A 21,496-nucleotide genomic window follows, 5' to 3' on the forward strand; every position below is an offset into this window, starting at 1 on the left:
GAGGGTCGCCACCACGACATTCACTGCCTCAGGAAATCAGGCATCCTGCAGGGCCGGGACACCACCTCCTGGCTCGCCGACAAAGGCTACATCGGCAGCGACATGATCACCCCGTTCCGCAAACCACGCAAACGCGAACAACCCCGATGGCAGAAAGAATACAACTTCCAACACAACAAGATCCGCGTCGCCGTCGAACGCGCCATCGCCCACCTCAAAACCTGGCGGATACTCCACACCGACTACCGGCGCCCGTTCAACACCTTCACCGCCACCATCACAGCAGTCATCGGACTCTACTTCTACGCACGCTCTGAATAACCCTCTGTGTATTTGGGGGCTTTCGATCAGGTTGATCTTGATGTAGGCCGTGGTTGGGAGTGCGGGGGAAGGGGTTCGGTGGCTTCGGGTCGGCTCGCCTGCGGCATCGCGACCCGGGTCGGACGCCTCGTTGCCTAGCGGCAACCTCGGCGCCCGATCCGCGATTTTCGAGCTTTGCTCGATGGGGTGGACCTGTTTTGCGCGGGGCCCCTACGACACCCGTGGCAGAACCGCAAAGCAGGGGCCGAAAAGAATGGCCCTGCCGCGAGGAAACGCTACGGGTGCCGCCCCCCCACACAAAACAGGTCCACCCCATCGAGCATTTGGCACCAGCGAGTCCGACTGTCCAGGTGCTGGCTAGGTGGGTTGGGGCGGACCTGACGGGGGGCCAGTTGGCACCGACGGATCCGACTGTCCAGGCGCTGAGCTGGCAGGGCCGACGAGAGCGGGCTGGGCTGACACCGGCCGTTCAGAGAGTCCAGGGCTGAGCAGGTGGGCTGGGGCGGACCTGACGGGGGGCGGGCTGGCACCGCAGGGTCCTAGTGTCCGGGTCAGGGGAACTCGACTGTGGTTACTAGTTGGCCGAGGAGTCCGGCCAGTTCCCACCAGCCTCGGCCGGTTGGTGAGTGCAGGGTGAAGATGGCCAGTCGGCGGGTGCCGGGGTCTAGGACTATGGCTTGGAGTTGGCACCCGGGGGTGGTGGAGATTCGTTCGGCGATGACCACGGGGTAGCCGGTTTCGGTGCGGGACTCGGTGATGTCTTGGATGTCGTCCTGACCCAGTTGGGCGCAGAGGTCGGCCGCGGTCGTGGAGCCGTGGGGGGAGTCCGTTGTGGACACCACGGCGGTGAGGATGGCGGGGTCGGCGGCTGGGTGGGTGACGGTGGCTACCAGGCCCGCGCCGCTGGTGTGGGCCAGGGTGGCGGCTTCCTCGGCGGACTGGGCGAGGCCGGGGTCGTGGTGGGAGTCGGGGCCCCGGGTGGCGGTCATGAGCGCGAGGAGGTCGGCCGCGGTGTGGGCTGGGGAGGCCAGCGATACCGGGGTGATTCCCTCGACGGCCGCTAGTTTCACCGGGTGTGCTCGGGGACGGTGATCCACGTGGTGGGAGTGGGGGGTGTGGCGAGCGCGGTGGTGAAGGCGGCGAGGGCGGTCGCTCGTGGGGCGGGGGCGGTGGGGGTCACGACCAGGGTGGCCATGGCGGCGGAGGTGGTGGACATCCGGTGTAGGAGGGCGGCGATGGTCTTCATGGGCACTGGTGCCTCGGTTGGGTTGCCACGGAGGGAATCCAGTTCGTCGGCGACCGCGGTGGCGGCGTGTTCGTGGTCGGCGGCCAGGGTGCGGGCCTCGCGGAGCACGGCTTCCAAGCGGTCCCCCAACTCCGCCAGCGCCGCCTCCGCCGCGGCGTGCTGGACGGCGGCGTGCGGTGACCGGGTCAGGTCGACCTCGTCGCGCCAGCGATCGACGTCGTCGGCTGTGGTGGTGATCTGGCGGCGCAGGGCGGTCGCGTCGCGGTCGAGGCGGTCGGCGGTGGCCTTGGCCGTGGCGATGGTGTTGGCCCATCCACTGAGGACAGTCGCGGCCTGGCGCAGGGCGGCCACGCGGTCGGTCGGGTCGATGTGCTGCAAGCGATCCGCGAACCCCTCGGCCGCGGCACCCGACCACCCGGCCGTCAGCTCACGGCCACGGACAACCGCAGACTCGGCCTGCAACAACGCTTCCGCAGCAGCGACATAGCCGCGCGCGAGATCGGCCACACCCTCCGCATCTCCCGCAGCCGGGTTGAACCCGAGACCAGGGTAAGTCACCGGAGTCGCCAAGCGGTGTCGGTTTCGGTTTCCAGGTAAGTGTTTCGCGTGGTGGTGACCGTGGTGGCGGCGGCGTCCAGGTTGGCGGTCACCGTGTTCAGCGTCGTCTGGGCGTGGGCGGTGAAGGCGGCTACGGCCGTGTTCACCCTGCCTGGGCCCGCGTCGACCTCCGCCAACTGGACGTCGGGAATGGCGGAGCGGAGGACTGCGGCTGCAGCTTCCAGGGCGGCTGGGTCGACTGTGTAGCCGGTCATGCGCCGAAGACTGGGGGGTAGGCGGGTGGGAGGTCGTCGAAGAGGTCCAGGCCTTCGATGTAGCGGTTCTTGTGTTCGGCGTCTTCCTCGCCGGGGGCAGCGGCACCGCCCATGCCGGGGTACATGCCCCCAGCGGCGCCAGGGCGGCCTGAAGTGCCTTCGGGGATGACGCCGGGGCGACCGGCGACCCCGCCGGAGCCGGACAGGGCACCGCCGCGGGGAAGGGCGTCGCTACCGGTGCGAGCCCCAGCACCGGGCCCAAAACCGCCGCCAGGTCCGAAACCGCCGCCGTGAGCCCCGCTGGAGCCACCGCCGTACTGACCGCCGCTCGGGCCATAGCCGGTCGTGCCGTACCCGGTCGAACCCTGGCCGGGGCCGTAAGTGGTTCCCGTCGACGGGGTGCCAGTGGGGTACCCGGCGACCTCGGTGCCGTTGTTGTTGGTACCAGGGGGAAGCGGGGCGGCGGGCGGCACCGGAGCGGGTCGCTCGGTGGGCGGCCACGTCTTGTGCTCGGGCATCGGCGTGTAGGTGACCGAGGGGACGTCCACACCGCCGGGTCGTGGCGCCGGTGCCGTGGCGGGGTAGTCCGGCAGCGAGGACCGGACGTCGTGGCTCTCGGCGGCGAAGGTCTTCATCACCTGGACCGCCTTCGCCCGCGCCTCAGCGTGTTCGGCCGCCTTGGGCTGGTGGTCGTCGGTGAGGTTCTTGAGCAGTACGGCGTCGCTGGGGTCGCGGTCGACCTTGACGTCGTAGCCCGCCTCAAAATGCCGCTGCGCGTAGTAGAACACCGGCTCCGGCATGTGCTTCTGCGCGCCGACAACGGCTTCGGCGAAGTTCGACAGGCCCTCACCGATGCGGTCGGTCGTGTGCGCCGCCTCGCCCGCCCACTGGGTCAGCCGCGTGTTCGACTCCCCCGCGCTCTTCGCCGCCGGACCGCGCCAGGTGCTCAGCAGGCCCTGCAGGATGCTCTGGACCCGCCCCGTCGTGCCCGCGATCTCCTTCGACAGCTCCGACCACTGCTGAGCCCGACCCGCGAGCTGCCCGGGCCGGGCCTTCATGACCATGTCGTAGAGCGTCGCGTGGTCGTAGTGCTCCCAGTTGATCTGGCGCAGGTCGTCGAGCTCCTTGTTGTGCTTGCGCCCCTGCTTGTGCTCGGCCGCCTCGCGCCGCTGGGCCGCGGTGGGCTTGTGCACGTCGGAGTACGCGCGGTGACCGGCCATCAGAGAGCACCCCCGGCGTGGCGGATCGCGGACTCGGCGTGTTCGTCGACGCTGCGGTAGGCGACCAGGCTCGCCCGGATGGTGGCCCGCACCTCGGCCAGCTCCTCGATGTAGTTGGCGAGCACGGCGCGCACGCCGTCGGTGGTGTCCGCGCGGCCGAGGAACGAGCGCGACATCGCGGCGGCGACGGGGCCCGCCCCGGCGGCGAGCGGGTCACCGAGGTCCTCGGCGGCGCGCAGCTGGCGGATGAGGTCGTCGTGCAGTCCGGCGAGTTCGCGGTCGGCCGCCTCGAGCGCGGCGTAGTCGACCTCGACGACGTCGCCGCCACCGGTGACCGTGAAGTCACCGCGCGGCCCGGCGACCACCTCGGGCACCGCTTCGAGGTGCTGGACCGGCTTGTGCCTGGCGCGCAGGGCCTCGGCCTCGCGCGCGTTGTGAACCCACGTCATCTTCGCTCCCACCTTCCCAGCACCAGCGTGACCGACGGCGAACCCGCGTTCCACCCCCACCCCGCCGTTGTGCACAACTGGGCACGTCCGGCGCGCACCGGGACAACCGGCGTAGGTGGATAAGCGACGTTACCCTCCCCGGGTGAGTGAATTAGACACCAAACCGGTCCGGCGGGCGGTTGCCGCTTCGGCGATGGGCAACTGCATCGAGTGGTACGACTTCGGCGTCTTCGGCTTCATGCCCGCCATCCTCGGCGCGGTGTTCTTCGACGCGGCGACGCCGACGGAGAACGTGCTGGGGACCTTCGCGGTGCTGGCGGTGGCGTTCGTCGCCCGGCCGTTCGGCGGGTTCGTGTTCGGCCCGCTCGGTGACCGCGTCGGCAGGCAACGGGTGCTGGCCGCGACGATCGTGCTGATGTCCGGGTCGACGTTCGCGATCGGACTGTTCCCCTCGTACCAGACGGCCGGTGTGCTGACCCCCATCCTGGTCTTGCTCGCCCGGCTCGTCCAGGGTTTCTCGGCGGGCGGCGAGTACGGCGGCGCGGCCACGTTCATCGCCGAGTACGCCCCGGACCGGCGCCGCGGCTTCCTGGGCAGCTGGCTGGAGTTCGGCTCGCTCGGCGGATACCTGCTCGGCGCTGGCGTGGTCACGACAACGACGATCGTGCTGGGCGACGAGGCCATGGCGGAGTGGGGTTGGCGCGTGCCGTTCCTGCTCGCCGGTCCACTCGGGTTGGTCGGGTTGTACCTGCGGACCCGGCTCGAGGACACGCCGCTGTTCACCGAACTGGCCGCGCGGCACGGGGTCGAGGCGTCGCCGCTCAAGACCGTCCTGCGCACCCAGTGGCGGCCGATCCTGCACCTCATCGGCTACATCGTCCTGCTCAACATCGCCGACTACATCGTGCTGACCTACATCGAGAGCTACCTGACCGGCCCGCTCGGGCTGACCGGCCGCACCCCGCTGCTGGTGGTCATCGCGGTGATCGTCGGCATGATGGCGCTGGTGGGCCCGGTCGGCGCGCTGACCGACCGGGTCGGCCGCAAACCGTTCCTCTACGCGGCGTGCGCGGGTTTCCTGGTGCTGCCGATCCCGGCGTTCACGCTGATGGACCAGGGCAGCACGGCGGCGCTGGTGCTCGGGCTGGCCCTGATCGCGCTGCCGCTGACGTTCCTGCTCGCCACGATCCCCTCGGTCCTCCCGGCGATGTTCCCCACCGAGGTCCGCTACGGCGCGTTCGCCATCGGCTACAACCTGTCGACCGCCCTGTTCGCGGGCACCGCACCCTACGTCGTGACGAAACTGGTGGACAGCACCGGCGACCAACTGGTCCCGGCCTACTACCTGATGGGCGCAGCGGCCATCGCGGCCATCCCGATCTACCTGCTCCCGGAGACGGCGGGCAAGTCGTTGCGCGAGGTCAAAGCCCCGGTCGGCTGAGCGGGGGCGTGTGCGCGGCCACAGCGGTGCGGTTGCTTACTCTTCGGTAATGAGCCGTACCGCTGAGGCCTGGCCGCCGGTCGAGACCGAGTTGCCGGGGCGCCACGAGGACACCCCCGAGCCGGGGACGGACCTGCCGCCGCACTACGCGTACTGCTTCGGGTGCGGCGACCGCCAAGAGGACGGGCTGCACCTGCGGGCGCAGGTCGGGGACGGCCACCACATCCGGTCCAGGTTCACCGTCACCGAGGCGCACCAGGGCGCTCCCGGGCTCGCCCACGGCGGGCTGCTGGCCTGCGCGTTCGACGAGGCGCTGGGCACAACGGTCGGGAACCTGCTGCGGCGACCGGCGGTCACCGGGCGGCTGGAAACCGACTTCGTGCGGCCGGTGCCGGTCGGCACGACGCTGGTGATCGACGCGCACCTGGACGGGGTGGCCGGGCGCAAGGTCTACGTCAGCGCCGAGGGGCGCATCGACGCCGAGGACGGGCCGGTGGCGGTCCGGGCGCGGGCGCTGTTCGTGCTGGTGGAGATCCAGCACTTCCTCGACAACGGGCGCACGGAGGACCTGCGGGCGGTCGCGGCGGACCCCAGCCTCCTCGGCTCACGGCCGGTGGAGCTGAATCCGTAGGCTGGCCGCATGTTCATGGTCGCGGTGGGGCTGGGTGTGCTCGCCCTGCACCTGTACCTGTGGAAACGGCTGGTGCGGGACACGACCACGTCCGCGCGGGCCAGGCGGGTCGCCACGATCGTGCTGGCGGTGTTCGCCGGGCTCGCGGTCGCGGCCCTGGTGCTGCCCCGGTTCGTCGGGGTGGAGATCGCCAAGTGGTTCGCCTGGCCGGGTTACCTGTGGCTGGCGCTGTTCTTCTACCTGCTGCTGGTGCTGGCCGCGCTCGAACTGCCCCGGCTCGCGCTGCGGCGGTGGACGCGACCGGCGGAGTCGGGCGAGGTCGACGAGAGCAGGCGGCTGTTCCTGTCGCGCGCCGCCGGTGTGGTCGCGGTGGCCACGGCGGGCAGCGTCGTCGGGGCGGGCGCGGTGTCGGCGCTCGGACCGCCCACGGTGAAGCGGGTGTCGGTGCCGATCGGCAGGCTTGCGCCTGGCTTGCGCGGCATGCGGATCGCGGTGGTCAGCGACATCCACCTGGGACCGCTGCTCGGCCGCTCGCACACCGAGCAGATCGTGCGGATGCTCAACGAGACCCGGCCGGACCTGGTCGCCATGGTCGGCGACCTCGCCGACGGCACGGTCGCCGAACTCGGCCACGCCGCGGCGCCCCTGGGTGACCTGGTGGCGCCGACCTATTTCGTCACCGGCAACCACGAGTACTACTCCGGCTACCAGCCCTGGGTGACCGAGCTGGAGCGGCTCGGGTTGCACTACCTGCACAACGAGAACACCAAGATCGTGCACGGGTTGGACCGGCTCACCCTCGCCGGTGTCACCGACGTGACCGGCAAGAACTTCGACGACGGCCCGGACATGGAGCGCGCGCTGACCGGTCGGGTCGGCACCACCGTCCTGCTCGCCCACCAGCCGGTCCAGGCCGAGAAGGCCGCCACCCTCGGCGTGGACCTCCAGCTGTCCGGCCACACCCACGGCGGGCAGCTGTGGCCGTTCCACTACGTCGTGCGGGCGGCCCAGCCCGCGGTGTCCGGCCTGTCCAAAGTGGACAAAACATGGCTCTACGTCACCAACGGCGTCGGCACCTGGGGCCCACCGGTGCGCGTCGGGGCCGCCCCCGACATCTCCGTGATCGAACTGGCCGCCGACTAGCCGCCGCAGTCCGTCGGCGGGGTCTTGCCCGCCTTGAGCACGATCGAGCTCAGCTTGGAGTCCGTGCCGTCCTTGGCGGGGATGACGATGGTGGCCTTCTGCGTCCAGCTCTGCCCGCCGATGTCCAGCGTCCAGGTGCCGGTGACCTTCTTGACCAGCGCCGCCCGGGTCACCCAGCCGTACTCGCCCGGCGCGAGGGTGATGGTGACGGTGTCGGTCACCGCCTCCGAGCCGATCCAGCTGTGCGCGTAGTTGGCCTGGATCTGGGTCGTCACCTGCGCCTTGATGCCCAGGTCGACCCCGACCTGGACCGAGACGGTGACGCTGCCGCCGACGGTGTTCGACCAGCCGACGGTCTGGTTCCAGGCGCGCGCGTACGTGGCGTTGTTCGGCGTCCCGTTCTTCACCAGCTGGCTGACGCAGGCGACCGGGGCCAGGTGGGCCGGGTACTTGGTCTTGTCCTCTTTCCAACCGCACGTCTGCGGGTTCTTGTCGCACGCGGCCATGGCGTACTTGATGGCCGATGTCTTGGTACCGGGGAGGTTGCTGTTGACGCCGAGCTTGAAGGACTGGCGGGCGTTGCCCGTCTCGCAGTCGTCGACGTAGACGTACCCCTCGCTGTCGAGGGTCCAGCAGTAGCCGGTGTCCTCCTGCTTGAGGTAGAAGCTGGAGAAGTCGTTGGCGAAGGGCACCAGGTGCCAGCGCTGGCTGGACTGGCCGACGCACTCCCACTGGTCGAGGTAGCTGTTGGTCCACCACACGTCGACGCAGTTGCCGCTGGCCAGGTTGCGGACCCGGAAGGTGAAGTCGGGGTTCTGCTCCAGCTTCCAGAACGAGCGGTCGCCCAGTGTCGAGAAGAACTGCAGGTACGCGTGCGGGTCGCCGGGGTCCTCGATGTCGAGGCCGCCGGGGAAGGCGGCGCTGGTGATCTGCAGGCAGTTGACCGAACCGGGGGACGCGCAGCCCGCCGGGACGGCCTCCGCCGCTCGCACCGGCGCGGTCGCCGCCACCAAGCAGAGCACCGCGGTGATCGCCAGTCTTCGCATCGCCGACCCGCTTTCGGTTGTCCCCTGTGGAGACTTCCGATCGTGGGCGCGTTCCGACGGACCAGCAATCCCCGGTACGGGTCGCTGAACCACCTCTTCTAGCTACAGTCGCGCCCTGCGGGGTGAATCAGGTGAGGGTTCGCGGGCGGATGGCGTTTGCCTTGTCCACCAAGGCATGCCGCTGCTCCGGCGAGCTCGCCAACCGCGCGAGGGCCCGGTAGCAGCGTTCGAGGCCGAAGCGCAGCTCCCGTTCGGACAGTTCGCAGCCGAGGACCGTGCGCTGCGCGTTGGTCGGGTTCGCCCCCGGCTTGCCCGCCTTCACCCACCCGTACGCGGCCTCCAGGACCTCGGCGGACAGGCGCGTGCGGCGCTCGGCGTCGAGCGCCAGGCGCTCCAACCGCTTGGCGGCGTCGTGCAGCTCGTGCTCGACCACGCGCTCCACCTCGTGGCCGCGGGCCTTCACCTTGATCGCGGCGACCTGGGCGGCGACGTGGTGGCTGGAGGTGTCCGGGACGGCCTCCAGCACCTCGATCGCGCCCGCCCGGCCGCCCTGCGCCAGGTACACCCTGGCCAGGCCGAAGGCGGCGCTCACGAAGGAGTGGTCGGTGCGCCAGACCAGCTCGTAGAACCGCGACGCGCCGAAGCTGTCGCCCGCGAGCTCGGCGCTGACCGCCAGCGCCAGCTTGGGCGCGATCTCGCCGGGCACCGCGTCGTACACCCGGCCGAACGCCTCGCGCGCGGCCTTCGGGGCGTTGTTGGCCAGCGCCAGCAGGCCGTGGAACCAGTCGGGCCGCCAGTCGGCCGGGTTGTTCGCCATCCGCCGGGCGGTGTCCAGCTCGGCGGCGGCCGCGCGCAGGTCGCCCTGGTCGAGGCGGGCCTTCACCAGGCGCAGCCGGACCTCGATGGAGTCGCGCGGGGCGCTGGTGAGCGCGGCGATGAGTTCGGCTGGCTCGGTCGCGGTGATGCTCGCGAGCACGGCGGCGGCCGGGTCGTCGGTGTCGACGAGGGGCAGCGGCAGCACGGTGGCGACCTCGGTCGGGTCGGGCACCGGCAGCGCGTCGGAGGCGCCGAAGGTCCTGGTCTCCAGACCGAACACAGTGGACAGTCCGGGGCGCGGTTTCCCGCTGCCCAGCGCCATGACCTCGCGCAGCACCCCGGTCAGCTGGTCGGCCATCTCCTCGGCGGAGGTGAACCGGCGGGCCGGGTCGGCGTGCGTGGCCCGGCGCAGCACCCGGTAGTAGCTGCCGAACAGCTTGAACAGCGGCTCGACGTCCGGGCCGGGCAGGGTGTGCTTGTAGCGGGTGGTGTAGCCGGCGAACTCGATGGACAGCACGGCGAGGGTGCGGCCGACGGTGTAGATGTCGGAGGCGATCGTGGCGCCCTCGGCGGCCAGTTCCGGCGCTGCGTAACCCGCGGTGAAGAACAGCGGGCTCTCGTAGTCGTCGGTCTTGCGGACCGCGCCGAGGTCGATGAGCTTGAGCTGCTCGCCCGCCTGGATCACGTTGTCCGGCTTGAGGTCGCAGTACAGCATGTCGATGCTGTGCAGGTAGCCGATGGCGGGCAGGATCTCCAGCGCGTAGGCGATCACCTGGCCGATCGGCAGCGGCTCGGCCCGACCGGTCTGCCGGTGGTGCTCCAGGGCGAGCTGGCGCAGCGACTGGCCGCCGACGTACTCCATCACGATGTAGCCGACCATCGACCCGGTCTTGGGGTCCGGGTGCTCGACGAAGTTGTAGATCTTGACGACGTTCGGGTGCTCGACCTCGGCGAGGAACCGGCGCTCGGCAACCACCGAGGCCATCGAGGTCTCGTCGCCGGTGTCGATCATGCCCTTGAGCACCACCCAGCGGTCGCTGACGTTGTGGTCCTTGGCCAGGTAGATCCAGCCGAGGCCGCCGTAGGCGATGCTGCCGAGCACCTGGTACTGACCGCCGACGAGGTCGCCGCGGAAGAGGCGGGGCCGGAAGTTGAAGTCCTGCCCGCAGGTCGGGCAGGCGCCCTCCGCCGCGCCGGGCACACCGTCGGCGCCGCGGCCGACCTCGGCGCCGCAGTTGGTGCAGAACCGCTTGTTCTCCGCGACGACCGGGTTTTCCAGCACCGCGCTCGCCGGGTCCTTCACCGGCACGACCGGCACCTCGACCAGCCCGGCGCCGAGCCTGCCGCGCCCGGAGGCCCGCGACCCGGTGCGCCGACCGGTGCCGGGGAACGGGTGCGAGCCGCTGTCGGTGCGGGTCAGCAGCTCGGTCTTGGGCTGCTCGTCCTCGTCCTCCGGCTTGGGCGGCACGATGCTCTGGGTGAGCGTGGTCTCGGCCAGCACGCTGGTCATCGGCGTCTCGTCCGGCGGCGCGAACGGGCTCGGTTCGCCTTCAGCCGGGATGGAGTGCCGGTCGGTGACGTCCGCCGCGCTGGTGTCCGGGACCGGCCGGGGGGCGGGCTGGCGCGGGAACTGTCCGGTGTGGACGCCGGGCGGCGGGGGCAGCACCGGGTGCTGGCCGGAGCGCGAACCCGGCGGCACCGGGAGCGGACCGGAGCGCAGGCCAGGCGGTTGCGGCGGACGGGCGGGCGGGAACGGGTGCGGGCCGCTGGACTGGCGACCGGTGGGGGCGAACGGGTGCGGACCGCTGGACTGGCCGACGCCGGGTGCCGCGTGCCTGCCGGGTGGCCGCCGCCGCGGGCCGGTGTTGGCCTGCCCCGGGAACGGGACCTGGCCGGGGTGCGGGCCTTGCGCCGGGGGCGGGGCGGCTTGGGACTGCCGCGGTCCGCGCGGGCGGGGAGTCGGTTGTGGACGCCCCGACTGCGGCTGCCACGGCTGCGAGTTCTCCGGGGGCGGCTGGAAAGCCTGCTGCGCTGGCGCCTGCTCCGGCTGCGGTGGCGGCGCGAATGGCTCCTGTGTGGATGCCAACGGTGGCGACGACTGCGGCACAAACGGTTCCGGCGTCGACAGCTGCGACGCGAAGGGCTCCGGTGTGGCCGCCTGCGATGTTGCCAGCGGCGGCGTGAACGGCCCTGGTGTCGATGGCTGCGACGTCGCCGACTGCGGCGCGAAGTGCTCTGGTGTGGACGGCGGCGGCACCGGTGGCGGCGTGAACGGCTCCTGTGTCGACGGCTGCGACGTCGACGGCTGTGGCGCGAAAGGCTCCGGTGTGGCCGCCTGCGATGTTGCCAGGGGCGGCGTGAACGGCTCTGATGTCGCTGGCTGCGACGTCGCCAAAGGCTCTGGTGTTGACGCGGGCGGGGCGGGTGGCTGCGGCGCGGGTTCGTCGTGCGGCAGAACGGGCGGCGACTGGGTCAGGGGCACCAGTTGGCCGGTGGCCACCACCTCCGCAGGCGCCTGCCAGACCGGTGTGGGCACCTGCGGCGGTGACGGCGGTCGGACTACCTGGGTCGGGGGTGCCGGGTCGTCCAGCGGCGCGATGTCGGTGCCCGAGTTGTTGTGGTCCACGCTGTTCTGGCCCGAGTCGCCCAAGTCCGTGTTGTCCAAGCCTGCGTCGTTCAAGCCGGTGCTGTTCAAGCCTGCGTTGCCCAAACCGGAGCTGTTCGAGCCCGTGCCGTCCAAGCCGGTGCTGTCCGAGCCCGAGGGGGCCGGCGCGGTGTCCTCGCGCGGTGGCGGGGAGTCGAAGTTCCAGCGGGCCGGTTTCGGGGTCGGCCCCGGCTCACCCGGTGGGGTCCTGTGCGTCATCGGGGCACCTCCGCTCAGTCCCGGTACTTGCCCACTGGCGGCGCGGCGCGCTCGCCCGCCTGCGCCAACCACTTGTTGTAGCTGGTCACCCAGGAGCCGTTGGTGATCGAGCGCTCCAGCACGCCGTTGACGAAGCGCACCATGTCCTCGTACTGCTTGGGGATGCCGATGCCGTAGGGCTCCTCGGTGAACCGGGGGCCGACCATCTTCACGTTCGGGTCCTGGGCGACCATCCCGGCCAGGATCGTGTCGTCGGTGGAGACGGCGGCGACCTGGGCCTGCTGCAGCATCACCAGGCAGTCCGACCAGTTGTCGACCGCGACGATCTCCGGTGGCGCTGGCGATTGGCGCAGCCGGGCGATCGAGGTGGAGCCCTTGGTCGCGCAGACCCGCTTGCCGCCCAGCTGGTCGATGCCGGTGATCTGCGAGGCGCGGTCGACCAGCACCCGCTGACCCGCGACGTAGTAGGTGGCGGAGAAGTTGATGTCGACCCAGCGCCCGCAGGTGGCCGTCATGGTCCGGACCACGATGTCGACCTCGCCGTTCTTGAGCGCGTCGATGCGCTCGGCGGAGGTGATCACCTTGTACTGCACCTTGTTCGGGTCGCCGAAGATGGCGGCGGCCACGTCGCGCACCCGGTCGATGTCGAAGCCCTCCAGCGCGTTGCTGGTCGGATTGCGGAAGCCGAACAGGAAGGTGTTCTGGTCGACGCCCGCGATGAGCCGCCCCCGGTCGAGGATGGCGCGCATGGTCGACCCGGCGGGCATGTTCCCCGGCTGCGGGAGGTTGTTCGCAGGCCGCAGGCTCGCGGTCGGATCGCACGGCGGGACCTGGGTGGCCGCGCCGGTGGTGGTCGCCGGGTTCACCTCGACGCCGACCGGCTGCGGGCGGTCCACACTGGACACCGTGGCCAGGTCGACCGGCCTGCCCGCGGCGGAGCAGGCGGTGGCGGCGCAGGCGAGCACGACGGCGAGCAGCACACCCCGCACAGCGCGGCCGGTCCTGGGCACAAGCCCCATCGGTGCTGGCCTCATCGGAGCAGAGCTCATCGGTACTCCCGCAAGCGCTCGCGGATGCCGAGGGTGATCCCGGCCGCCGCGATGACGGCGAGCACGGCGATCCCGGGCACCAGGCCGGTGAGCGCGTTGCCCGCCTTCGTCGTCTGGGTGAAGAACTCGTCGCGCCCGGCGTTGAGCGCGGTGATCAGGTTCTTGTCGAGCTTGCCGAACGCGGCGGCGGCGCTGTCGGGCGCGTCACCGATGGCGACCTTCACGGCCTCCTCGTACTGCCCGCCGTCGTCGAGTTCGCGGATCTTGCGGTGCGCGGCGGCCCACTCCTCGGCGTTCTGCACCGCGAGCTGCACCTCACCGGCCATGGCGTCGCTCGAGGCGAGGTCCTTGGCCTGGCGCAGCAGGTTCGCGCCGCCGTCGCCGGTGATGGTGGCGGCCAGCTGCTGCCACTCCTGCTCGTAGCCGGGGCCGTCGCCGCGCGCGACCAGGGTCAGCGTCTCGTCGGCGCGGCACTTGAGCGAGTTGATCCTGGCCTGGACCAGCACGTCGACCTGCTGGGCGCCGTTGCGCTCGGCGTCACCGACGTGGCTGGACAGCACCAGCATCGCCGTGACACCCCAGATGAGCGTGATCACCACCGCGGCCGTCGCGGCGAGCAGCCCGATGTTGAGCAGCCGGTTGGTCTTGTGCGTCAGGTAGCGCTGGGTCGCGACCAGGGCGGCGAGCAGCAGGGCCAGCAACGCGATCGGCGCCCACGGCACGGACCTGGCCGACTCCTGCTCGCGCTGCAACCGGTCGTAGTTGATCTCGTACAGCTGCTCCGCGGCGGGCAGCAGCTTCGAGCGCATCAGCCCGGACGCCTCGCGCAGGTACGCCGCACCGGCCGGGTAGCCCTGGCGGTTGTTGGCGCGCGCGGTCTCGATCAGACCGGAGTAGACGGGCAACTGCTGGGAGAGGACCTCGACCTGCGCGGCGGCCAGCGGGTCGCCGCCGACGTCGGAGGACGCCTTGCCCAGCGCGGTACCGGCCTGGGAGATGTCGAACTCGTAGCGGGTGCGCAGGGTCGCGGGCTCGACGCCGCCGGAGAGGAACGCGCTCGCCGCGGTCGCGTCGGCGTCCGAGAGGGACCGGAAGATCTGCTGCGCCGCGGTCGCCAACGGCTCCCGGTGGGCGACCAGGTCGCTGAGGGTGTCGCGCTTGGCCTGGGCGGTCACCGCGGCCACGATGCCGGTGATCGCGGTGAGCAGGAGCAGCGCCACCGCCAGCACCGACAACCGGCCCGGCGTCGTGGTCGCCGATCGGGTCACCCGCCCCAGGGCCGACGGACCGGCCTGCCGCTGCGGCGCGGCCGTCACCACGGGGTACCACCCAACCGCACGTCCCCGCCGCCTTCCGCTCCGGTCGTCGCTTGGGCTTGAACTTAGTGGAGCGGTATGCGCCGAGCCACCAAGTCCGCGAGGACAGCGACCAGGTCGTGATCACGGGGTGGACACAGCCGGTCACCGAGGGGTCCCACTTGTGCGCGCCGTAGTCGCTCGGTTGCTGTCTGGATAGCCGACTGCCCCGGTGGGACCGTGGCTGGTATGAACGGGAACACTGAGCACAGCATGAAGCACATCGCGACGTTCTGCGGGCAGTGCAACTGCGGCTGTCCCGAACTGTGGATCGACCCGGACGCGCCGGAGGAACGCCGCGTGGTCATCACCGACGACTTCGGCCAGCGCATCCAGATGAGCCTGGGCCAGCTCAGCGACCTCGTCGACGACGTCAAGAACGGCGTGGTCGACCAGGTGCTGGTGGCGGGCAGGTAGGCAACCGGGCGCGGTGGCGACATGGGTCGGCTGGGTGCTCACCACGGCGTTCCTCGCGATCGCCGGGTACAGCGTCGCCCGCCTCTGCGCCGCCGCCCGACCGGGCTCGCCCGATTACACCGGTGGCCACCGCGCGGTCGACACCGCGCACGCGACCACGGCCACGGGCATGGCGGTGATGTGCTCCCCGGTCGGCGGCCCGCTGCCCGCCGCCGGGTGGGTGGCGCTGTTCACCCTGGTGACCGGCTGGTTCCTGGGTGCGGCTGTGCTGCGCGGCGGCCGGGCGCCGATCGGCTGGCACGGCCCTGACTGGCAGCACGCGGCAGCCGGGCTGGGGATGCTGTACATGCTGTTGGCGGTCCCCCACACAGCGCACTCCATGTCCACACCGTGGACCGGTCCGCACACCGGGCAGGCGGCACTACCCGCCCTGGGTTGGGCTTTCGTCGTCTTCTTCGCGTTCCAAACCGTCCTCCTGGGACCGGCGGTGCTGCGCGGCGCCCGCGGCCCCGGCCTACTCGCGGACACCCGCGTCGCCGCTGCCTGCCAACTCACCATGGCGGCCGGGACCGGGTACCTGATCTTCGTGACGCTGTAGCCGCGCGGCCAGCACCGCCGCCCCCACACCGAGCACGGCGAGCAGGGCGAAAGCGAGCGCGGGGGTGTCGAGCAGCAGCCCGACGCCGAGCGAGACGACCAGCCCACCCGCGTTGCCGGTCAACCACACCAGCGACGTGATCGGTCCCGCCCGCTCCGGATCGTGCCTCTCGACCATCGCCAACGCGACGGGCAGCGCGGACAGGAGCGCGAACCCCAGCAGCGGGCTTGTCGCGAAACCGGTGAGTTTGGGGAGGAACCCGAGCAGGAGGCAGACCAGCGCGGTGACCAGCCCGGCCAGTTGGAGCGCCCGCGGTTCAGCCGACCGGCGCGCGGCCCACGGCGGCACCACCACACAACCCGCCACACCAGCGACCAGCATCAGCAGCAGGAGCAGCCCCGAGGTGTCCGCGCCGATCCCGGCCGGGGCGAGCAACGGCTCCAACCAGGTGGCGAGCGCGACGAAGATCCCCATCCCGAGGAAGACGACCGCCGCCAGCACCGGCACCCCCGGCGCCCGCCACACGGCCAACGGCGACCCCGCGGCCACCCGGTCGTACCCCGGCGCGACCTTGAGCGCGACCAGGCCCGCGACCGCGGTCAAGATCGAGAATCCGGCCCCGACGGCCACGACCAACGGCACGTCGTCCGGGATGGCGGTCCCGATCCCGATGGCGGTGATCATGCCGAGGTACGTCGCCCCGGCCCCGATGGCGATCCCCAGTGGACGGTCCTTCACCCGCAGGTAAGCGGCCGCGACCCGCGTGATGGCCCCCGCGAGCACAGGCTGCGCGACGGCGGCCAACATCTGGCCAACAAGCGCCGCCCAGTAGACATCCACGGTCACCCGCAACGCCGCCCCCACCGCGATGAGCACCGCCCCGACGGCCAGCGTGGGCCGCAGCGCCCGATCCAGCGCCACCCCCGCCGGAATGGCCAGCACCACGAACAACAACGGGAACAGATTGGCCAACCACCCGACCGCCTGCTCCGAAACCCCAAAATGCCCCGCCGCCGCCGTGGTGGTCGCCGCATAAGCCAGCCAACTCACCTGAGTAGCCACCCCAAGCCCAGCGAACGCCCACACCACAACCCACCGAGACCTCATCCCCCAATCCTGAATCCCCCTCACATCCACGTCAACGTCTCGACTTTTCGGGCCTGCCATTCCTCGCTCCGACCACTGCCCCCCTTGGACTGCAGGAAGTCGCAGGTGCCAGCCATGGGTTGCAGGGAGTCGCTGACGCCAACCTCCGGCCTCAGCTCACCTGGCCACTGGACCCCGGATGCCACCGGCGCCATCCCAGCCCGCCCGAGTCAGCCCCGCCACCTCAGCACCTGACCACTCGGCAGCCGCTGGGCCGTCCCAGCCCCCGCCAGATCCGCCCCCCACCTGCTCAACCCCGCGCTCCTCGGAGTCGCCGATGCCAGGCCAACTCCCGTCAGGTCCGCCCCAGCCCACCTGACCAGCACCTGGACACCCGGAACGGCCGGTGCCACCCCAGCCCGCCCTCATCGGCCCTGCCAACCCAGCCCGCGCTCCTCGGAGTCGCTGGTGCCAAGCCGGCTCGATGGGGCGGACTTGTTTTGCGTGGGGGGACAACACCCGTAGCGTTTCAGCGCGGCAGGGCCTGCTTTTGGGCCCCTGCTTTGCGGTTCTGCGTCGGGTGTTGTAGGGGCCCCGCGCAAAATAAGTTCGCCCCATCGAGCTTGTCGCATTGTCGCGTTTCCCGCCGATGTTGCCGCCAGGCGACGAGGCGTCCACCGGAGCCGAAGGCGGAGGCCCGAATCCCTTGCCCCGCATCCCCAACCACGGCCTACGCCAAGATCAACCTGACCGAAAGCCCCCAAATACACAGCCTACCGCGCACCACCGACACAACGGGGCCAGCAACCAACGCCCTGTGGACAACAAAGAACGTTGTGGATAACCAACTCCGGACCACCCCGGCAAGATCATCTGCCACAAGAGCCCCCGATATACAGCTTACCGAGTAAGCCCGACAAAACAGCACCAGCGACCACGGCCTGTGGACAACCGAAGGCGTTGTGGACAACCGCCCACAACAATGCACACCCGCAAGATCAACTGAATCAAGTGCCCCCGAAATACAGCCTACCGACGCACCCCAACAAACCGGCAGCAGCAAACAGCAGCCTGTGGACAACACCAGCAGTTGTGGACAACCTGAGCTCGACCTCAGCAGCCCACCCTTACACAACCCAAACCTCCCACCCCCGCCCCTCTTTACCCACCCCCGACAAACTCTCCCCATCACCCAAGGGAGGACCCCCATGCGAGCGACCATCATCACCGCCCTCACTCTCGCCCTGTCCGCAGCAACCGCAGGCGTAGCCAGCGCCCAGCCCAGCACGCCTGTCACCATCACCCTCTCCCCCGACCAAGTAGCCACCATCTGCCAGAAACGCATCCCCCGCATCGAAGAACGCACCACCAAGCTCATCGACCGCATCAACGGTTCGGCTGATACCAAGGGCTCGGCCGCGTGGCTACGAGCGCGCGCCGACAAGGAGCAGGCAGCGGGCAGGCAGACCTCCGCCACCCTTCTCCGCGAACGCGCGGACCGCCGTACCGCCAAGATCGACCAGTTGACCAAGGTCAAGCAGCGGGCCGCGGACTTCAAGAACAAGTACTGCGGCACCAAGTGATGCGCCGCGCCCTGACCGTGATCGCCCTGCTGCTGGCATGCGCGTCTTGTAAAGACACAAGCAACAGCCCCACACCGAGCAACGGCTCGATCGAGCAGGAGCTGACCGGTATCGAGTCCACACTGGACAACGTCGAGTCCGAGTTGGCTGGGGACTAGTACGGTGCGCCCATGACGGATCCCGGTCGCGGGCTGGTGCTGGTCGTCGAGGATGACCGGGCCATCGCTGAGCTGGTCACGCTCTACCTGCGGCGCGACGGGTTCGGCGTGCACGTGGAGACCGACGGGACCGGAGCGCTCGCGGCCAGCCAGCGGCTCAAGCCGGTCGCGGTGGTGCTCGACATCGGGCTGCCCGGGATCGATGGGGTTGAGGTTTGCAGGCGGATGCGGGCGGCCGACGACTGGACGCCGGTGTTGTTCGTGACGGCTCGGGATGACGAGGTGGACCGGGTGTTGGGCCTCGAGTTGGGGGCGGACGACTACATCACCAAGCCGTTCAGCCCGCGGGAGTTGGTGGCCAGGGTGCGCACGGTGCTGCGGCGAGTGAACGGGCCCGGTGGCGGGGAGGTGCTGCGGGCGGGTGGCACCCGGCTCGACCTCGGGCAGCGGCGGGTGTGGAGCGCCGAGGTCGAGGTGGCGCTGACCACCACCGAGTTCGACCTGCTCGCGCACCTGATGCGCAGGCCGGGGCAGGTGTTCGAGCGGGCGCAGCTGCTCAGCGCGGTGTGGGGGTACGCGGCGGCCGCCGGGACGCGGACGGTGGACGTGCACATCGCGCAGCTGCGGGCGAAGCTCGGGGCGGGGAGTCCGATTCGGACGGTGCGCGGGGTCGGCTACGCGGCGGACCGCGGGTGAGGGGCACGCTCGCGGTCCGCGTCACCGCGCTCTGCCTGGCGGTGGCGGGCGTGGTGGCGGTGGTCGGCGGGCTCATCTCGGCGCGGCTGGTGGTCTCCACCGCGACCGAGGTGACCCAGCAGACCCTGTCCGACCAGGCCGACGTGTTCGTCAGCCAGTTCGCCGACAACCGCATCGGCCTGCGGCGGATGGTCGAGGTGCTCAACGGCCAGGGTGTCGCCGTGGTGCAGGCGCGGCCGAACGGGGTGGTCGTGAGCGGGGACGCGACCGCGGAGAGGGCGGCGCGGCAGGCCGGGCTGCTCGGGGTGACCGCGCCGCAGCACAAGGCGGTCGAGGCGCAGGGGCGGACGCTGCTGGTCGAGCTGCGCCCCGCGGACGCGCGCGGGGCGATCGCGCTGGTGCGGGAGGCGGAGGCGGCCAAGGGCGCGGGCCGCAAGCTGGTCCGCCACATCGTCGTCGCGCTCGGCATCGGTCTGCTGGTCGCCGCGGTTGCCGGGCTGGTGCTGGCCCGGCTGCTGGCCCGCCCGCTGACCAGGACCGCGACCGTCGCCTACTCGATGACGCACGGCCGCCGCGACCTGCGGGCGCCCGTCGAGGGTCCGCGCGAGGTCGCCGACGTGGCGGCGGCGGTCAACGACCTGTCCGACGCGCTGCACCGCAGCGAGTCGCGGCAGCGGGAGTTCCTGCTGTCGGTGTCGCACGAACTGCGCACGCCGTTGACCGCGGTGAAGGGCTTCGCCGAGTCCCTGGCCGACGGCGTGGTCACCGGGGACGCGGTCGCCGCCGCGGGCCGCACCATCGAGCAGGAGGCCGACCGGCTGGACCGGCTGGTCAGCGACCTGCTCGACCTGGCCCGCCTCGGCGCGGACGACTTCCGGCTGGACCTGGTCCCGGTGGACCTGACCGCGTTGGTCGCCGAGTCGGCCCAGGTGTGGTCGGCCCGCTGCGCCGCGGCCGGGGTCCGCTTCGGCGTGGAGTCCCCGGCCGGGCCGGTGCTGACCCTCGCCGACCCCCGGCGGCTGCGGCAGGTGGTCGACGGGCTGGCCGAGAACGCCCTGCGGGTGACCCCGGCGGGGCGGCCGATCGTCTTGTCGCTCGGCGTTTCACCAGGTCAAGCGGTGTTGCAGGTGCGCGACGGCGGGCCGGGGCTGGCGCCGGAGGAGTACGCGGTGGCCTTCGAGCGCGGGCTGCTGAACGCGCGCTACGCGGGCAGCCGCCCGGTGGGCACCGGGATCGGCCTCGCCCTGGTCCACGGCCTGGTCACCAGGATGAACGGCTCGATCTCGGCCGGTCCGGCTGCCGAGGGCGGCGCCGCGTTCACCGTCCGGCTGCCGACCGGGTAGCTCAGCCCGCGATCCAGAAGAAGCCGCCCCGGCGGTCGTACTCCTGGATCCGGGCGCGGGCGCCGGTGCGCAGCGGGCGCGCACCGGCCTGGCGGACCTGGACGATCACCGTGCGGCCGTCGGCGGTGGTCGCCTCCGCCGCGCCGAAATGGTCGTCGACCCGGCCGGTGCGCACGACGCAATCGGTTCCGACGAGGTCCAACCGGACCGGCAGGAGTTTGTTGAGCAGCGGAATCGTGAATCGAGTTCCGATTAGCGCGATCACCAATGCGACAACGAGAACGAACGCCCCCGGCACCAGCGGGGACGGCTCCGCGGAACCGAGCAGCAAATCGCCAGCCATGCTGATCCCCCACGCCAGGCAGGTGACCAGCGAGAGCGCGACGCTGAGCGGAACCCGCCCCAGACCGAAGGCCTCGGGGTCGGCGGCCCCAACAGACTCCACAGTGGACACACCGATCGCGACGAGCAACCAGTAGCCCGCGACGACGACCAAGAGGAATGTGAAAACGACTGCGGGAAAACTGAAAGCCGCAACCAGGAGTCGGTCCACAGGCGGGTTCCCTTCGCCGAGCTTGGCACGGGAACCTACTGCAAACACTCGACTAGCGGCGCCGTTCCCGGACAACCCGATACCCGGATGTGACCAAACGGGACACACAATGGAGGTCTCACTCGGCGAGCGAGTGCTCCACCGCGTCCAGCAGCGGGGCGACCCGGAACGGGATCTGCTCGGTCATCGCGACCGCGGTGGTGCTGCGGATGACGCCCCGGCAGGCGAGCACGGCGTTGATCACCTCGTGCAGGTGCCTGGTGTTGCGCGCGACCACCCGCACCAGCAGGTCGCCGTCGCCCGCGATGCCGTGCGCCTCGAGCACGTAGGGCACCGCGGTCAGGTCCTCGATCGCCGAGACGAGCCTACCCTGGGCGACCTGCACCGTGACGAACGCGGTGACCTCGACGCCGAGCTGCGTGTAGTCCACCGCCCGACCGCGCGGCCCCACCACGCCCTGGCGCTCCAGCCTGCCCACCCTGGCGTGCGCGGTGTTGCGCGCGATGCCCAACCGCTCGGCCAGCTCGGTGATGCCGACCCGCGGGTTCGCGACGAGCTCGCGGATCACCCGCAGGTCGAGCCGGTTGACCATGCCCACGATGCGCAACCTTCCACGGTCGAGGGAGTCAGTTTTGCGCGATCTGCGCAAACCTGAACACTGAGTCTTGCA

22 protein-coding genes are annotated in these 21,496 nt (G+C 70.9%); 10 read left to right on the forward strand and 12 right to left on the reverse strand.

Annotated elements, in window-relative coordinates; translation table 11 throughout:
* Positions 1 to 321, forward strand: a 321-nt coding sequence (locus LV75_RS27455; protein ID WP_253888131.1) for a transposase family protein, incomplete at its 5' end; no start/stop codon positions are given.
* A gap of 551 nt (positions 322 to 872) precedes the next feature.
* Here the strand turns inward: LV75_RS27455 and LV75_RS35155 are convergent.
* From LV75_RS35155 to LV75_RS27480, 5 genes are read right to left on the reverse strand one after another with little or no spacing between them, the layout of a single operon-like run.
* Entirely contained in the window at positions 873 to 1,391 is a 519-nt protein-coding gene (locus LV75_RS35155; protein ID WP_308211052.1) for a hypothetical protein, read from the reverse strand.
* Positions 1,388 to 2,074, reverse strand: coding sequence for a hypothetical protein (locus LV75_RS27465; RefSeq protein ID WP_253890444.1), 687 nt, complete (start codon positions 2,072 to 2,074; stop codon positions 1,388 to 1,390). Before LV75_RS27465 ends, LV75_RS35155 begins: the two co-directional genes overlap by 4 nt.
* Positions 2,075 to 2,121: 47 nt before the next feature.
* Positions 2,122 to 2,379: a hypothetical protein gene (locus LV75_RS27470; protein WP_253890025.1), complete on the reverse strand. Its 258-nt coding sequence runs from the start codon at positions 2,377 to 2,379 to the stop codon at positions 2,122 to 2,124.
* Entirely contained in the window at positions 2,376 to 3,599 is a 1,224-nt protein-coding gene (locus LV75_RS35160) for a WXG100 family type VII secretion target (protein WP_301319915.1), read from the reverse strand. The genes LV75_RS27470 and LV75_RS35160 overlap by 4 nt, the downstream gene beginning before the upstream one ends.
* The gene (locus tag LV75_RS27480; protein WP_253890027.1) at positions 3,599 to 4,048 is read right to left on the reverse strand and encodes a PE domain-containing protein; all 450 of its coding nucleotides are present in this window, start codon (positions 4,046 to 4,048) and stop codon (positions 3,599 to 3,601) included. Before LV75_RS27480 ends, LV75_RS35160 begins: the two co-directional genes overlap by 1 nt.
* Positions 4,049 to 4,241: 193 nt before the next feature.
* On the opposite strand from LV75_RS27480, the gene LV75_RS27485 reads away from it, so the two are divergent.
* Genes LV75_RS27485 through LV75_RS27495 form a run of 3 tightly spaced genes read left to right on the forward strand, consistent with a single transcriptional unit; the run spans position 4,242 to position 7,263 of the window.
* A complete protein-coding gene (locus tag LV75_RS27485) occupies positions 4,242 to 5,489 on the forward strand; it encodes an MFS transporter (RefSeq protein WP_253890416.1) in 1,248 nt (415 codons plus the stop codon).
* A gap of 49 nt (positions 5,490 to 5,538) precedes the next feature.
* The gene (locus LV75_RS27490) at positions 5,539 to 6,120 is read left to right on the forward strand and encodes a PaaI family thioesterase (protein WP_253890029.1); all 582 of its coding nucleotides are present in this window, start codon (positions 5,539 to 5,541) and stop codon (positions 6,118 to 6,120) included.
* A 9-nt stretch (positions 6,121 to 6,129) separates the two neighbouring features.
* Positions 6,130 to 7,263 carry a metallophosphoesterase gene (locus LV75_RS27495; RefSeq protein ID WP_253890031.1) on the forward strand — a complete coding sequence of 378 codons (1,134 nt, stop codon included), beginning with the start codon at positions 6,130 to 6,132 and terminating at the stop codon, positions 7,261 to 7,263.
* Here LV75_RS27495 and LV75_RS27500 read toward each other — a convergent pair.
* From LV75_RS27500 to LV75_RS27515, 4 genes are all read right to left on the reverse strand, one after another.
* Positions 7,260 to 8,309 (reverse strand): RICIN domain-containing protein, encoded by a 1,050-nt coding sequence (locus tag LV75_RS27500; protein WP_253890033.1) that lies wholly within the window; start codon positions 8,307 to 8,309, stop codon positions 7,260 to 7,262. The genes LV75_RS27495 and LV75_RS27500 overlap by 4 nt on opposite strands.
* A gap of 127 nt (positions 8,310 to 8,436) precedes the next feature.
* On the reverse strand, positions 8,437 to 10,845 hold the full coding sequence (locus tag LV75_RS27505) for a serine/threonine-protein kinase (protein WP_253890418.1): 2,409 nt from the start codon (positions 10,843 to 10,845) through the stop codon (positions 8,437 to 8,439).
* A 1,157-nt stretch (positions 10,846 to 12,002) separates the two neighbouring features.
* Positions 12,003 to 13,022: a glutamate ABC transporter substrate-binding protein gene (locus LV75_RS27510; RefSeq protein WP_253890035.1), complete on the reverse strand. Its 1,020-nt coding sequence runs from the start codon at positions 13,020 to 13,022 to the stop codon at positions 12,003 to 12,005.
* 11 nt (positions 13,023 to 13,033) lie between these two features.
* The gene (locus LV75_RS27515) at positions 13,034 to 14,356 is read right to left on the reverse strand and encodes a GlnX family signal transduction membrane protein (RefSeq protein ID WP_253890037.1); all 1,323 of its coding nucleotides are present in this window, start codon (positions 14,354 to 14,356) and stop codon (positions 13,034 to 13,036) included.
* Between the two features lie 225 nt (positions 14,357 to 14,581).
* Here LV75_RS27515 and LV75_RS27520 point away from each other — a divergent pair, with 225 nt between their 5' ends.
* Both LV75_RS27520 and LV75_RS27525 read left to right on the forward strand, forming a co-directional pair.
* The gene (locus LV75_RS27520) at positions 14,582 to 14,809 is read left to right on the forward strand and encodes a hypothetical protein (protein ID WP_092781492.1); all 228 of its coding nucleotides are present in this window, start codon (positions 14,582 to 14,584) and stop codon (positions 14,807 to 14,809) included.
* A gap of 13 nt (positions 14,810 to 14,822) precedes the next feature.
* A complete protein-coding gene (locus LV75_RS27525) occupies positions 14,823 to 15,407 on the forward strand; it encodes a DUF5134 domain-containing protein (RefSeq protein WP_253890039.1) in 585 nt (194 codons plus the stop codon).
* On the opposite strand, the gene LV75_RS27530 is transcribed toward LV75_RS27525, so the two are convergent.
* On the reverse strand, positions 15,324 to 16,574 hold the full coding sequence (locus LV75_RS27530) for an MFS transporter (protein WP_443612910.1): 1,251 nt from the start codon (positions 16,572 to 16,574) through the stop codon (positions 15,324 to 15,326). The genes LV75_RS27525 and LV75_RS27530 overlap by 84 nt on opposite strands.
* Positions 16,575 to 17,701: 1,127 nt before the next feature.
* Here LV75_RS27530 and LV75_RS27535 point away from each other — a divergent pair.
* Genes LV75_RS27535 through LV75_RS27550 form a run of 4 tightly spaced genes read left to right on the forward strand, consistent with a single transcriptional unit; the run spans position 17,702 to position 20,273 of the window.
* Positions 17,702 to 18,076 carry a hypothetical protein gene (locus LV75_RS27535; protein WP_253890043.1) on the forward strand — a complete coding sequence of 125 codons (375 nt, stop codon included), beginning with the start codon at positions 17,702 to 17,704 and terminating at the stop codon, positions 18,074 to 18,076.
* Positions 18,073 to 18,234 (forward strand): hypothetical protein, encoded by a 162-nt coding sequence (locus LV75_RS27540; RefSeq protein WP_253890045.1) that lies wholly within the window; start codon positions 18,073 to 18,075, stop codon positions 18,232 to 18,234. The genes LV75_RS27535 and LV75_RS27540 overlap by 4 nt, the downstream gene beginning before the upstream one ends.
* Positions 18,235 to 18,246: 12 nt before the next feature.
* Positions 18,247 to 18,930, forward strand: coding sequence for a response regulator transcription factor (locus tag LV75_RS27545; protein WP_253890047.1), 684 nt, complete (start codon positions 18,247 to 18,249; stop codon positions 18,928 to 18,930).
* Positions 18,927 to 20,273, forward strand: coding sequence for a sensor histidine kinase (locus LV75_RS27550; protein WP_253890049.1), 1,347 nt, complete (start codon positions 18,927 to 18,929; stop codon positions 20,271 to 20,273). Before LV75_RS27545 ends, LV75_RS27550 begins: the two co-directional genes overlap by 4 nt.
* Position 20,274: 1 nt before the next feature.
* On the opposite strand, the gene LV75_RS27555 is transcribed toward LV75_RS27550, so the two are convergent.
* Positions 20,275 to 20,826 (reverse strand): hypothetical protein, encoded by a 552-nt coding sequence (locus LV75_RS27555; protein WP_253890051.1) that lies wholly within the window; start codon positions 20,824 to 20,826, stop codon positions 20,275 to 20,277.
* Positions 20,827 to 20,944: 118 nt separating this feature from the next.
* Entirely contained in the window at positions 20,945 to 21,424 is a 480-nt protein-coding gene (locus LV75_RS27560; protein ID WP_253890420.1) for an Lrp/AsnC family transcriptional regulator, read from the reverse strand.
* Between the last annotated feature and the right edge of the window lie 72 nt (positions 21,425 to 21,496).

The sequence above is a fragment of the Actinokineospora diospyrosa genome (assembly GCF_024171925.1).
GTDB classification, from domain to species: Bacteria; Actinomycetota; Actinomycetes; order Mycobacteriales; family Pseudonocardiaceae; genus Actinokineospora; species Actinokineospora diospyrosa.

Bases quoted from the DNA above. Each gene is read 5' to 3' on its own strand.
- LV75_RS27470 (WP_253890025.1), bottom strand. From the start codon at position 2,379: ATGACCGGCTACACAGTCGACCCAGCCGCCCTGGAAGCTGCAGCCGCA.
- LV75_RS35160 (WP_301319915.1), bottom strand. From the start codon at position 3,599: ATGGCCGGTCACCGCGCGTACTCCGACGTGCACAAGCCCACCGCGGCC.
- LV75_RS27480 (WP_253890027.1), bottom strand. From the start codon at position 4,048: ATGACGTGGGTTCACAACGCGCGCGAGGCCGAGGCCCTGCGCGCCAGG.
- LV75_RS27485 (WP_253890416.1), top strand. From the start codon at position 4,242: ATGGGCAACTGCATCGAGTGGTACGACTTCGGCGTCTTCGGCTTCATG.
- LV75_RS27490 (WP_253890029.1), top strand. From the start codon at position 5,539: ATGAGCCGTACCGCTGAGGCCTGGCCGCCGGTCGAGACCGAGTTGCCG.
- LV75_RS27495 (WP_253890031.1), top strand. From the start codon at position 6,130: ATGTTCATGGTCGCGGTGGGGCTGGGTGTGCTCGCCCTGCACCTGTAC.
- LV75_RS27500 (WP_253890033.1), bottom strand. From the start codon at position 8,309: ATGCGAAGACTGGCGATCACCGCGGTGCTCTGCTTGGTGGCGGCGACC.
- LV75_RS27510 (WP_253890035.1), bottom strand. From the start codon at position 13,022: ATGAGGCCAGCACCGATGGGGCTTGTGCCCAGGACCGGCCGCGCTGTG.
- LV75_RS27520 (WP_092781492.1), top strand. From the start codon at position 14,582: ATGAACGGGAACACTGAGCACAGCATGAAGCACATCGCGACGTTCTGC.
- LV75_RS27530 (WP_443612910.1), bottom strand. From the start codon at position 16,574: ATGGCAGGCCCGAAAAGTCGAGACGTTGACGTGGATGTGAGGGGGATT.
- LV75_RS27535 (WP_253890043.1), top strand. From the start codon at position 17,702: ATGCGAGCGACCATCATCACCGCCCTCACTCTCGCCCTGTCCGCAGCA.
- LV75_RS27545 (WP_253890047.1), top strand. From the start codon at position 18,247: ATGACGGATCCCGGTCGCGGGCTGGTGCTGGTCGTCGAGGATGACCGG.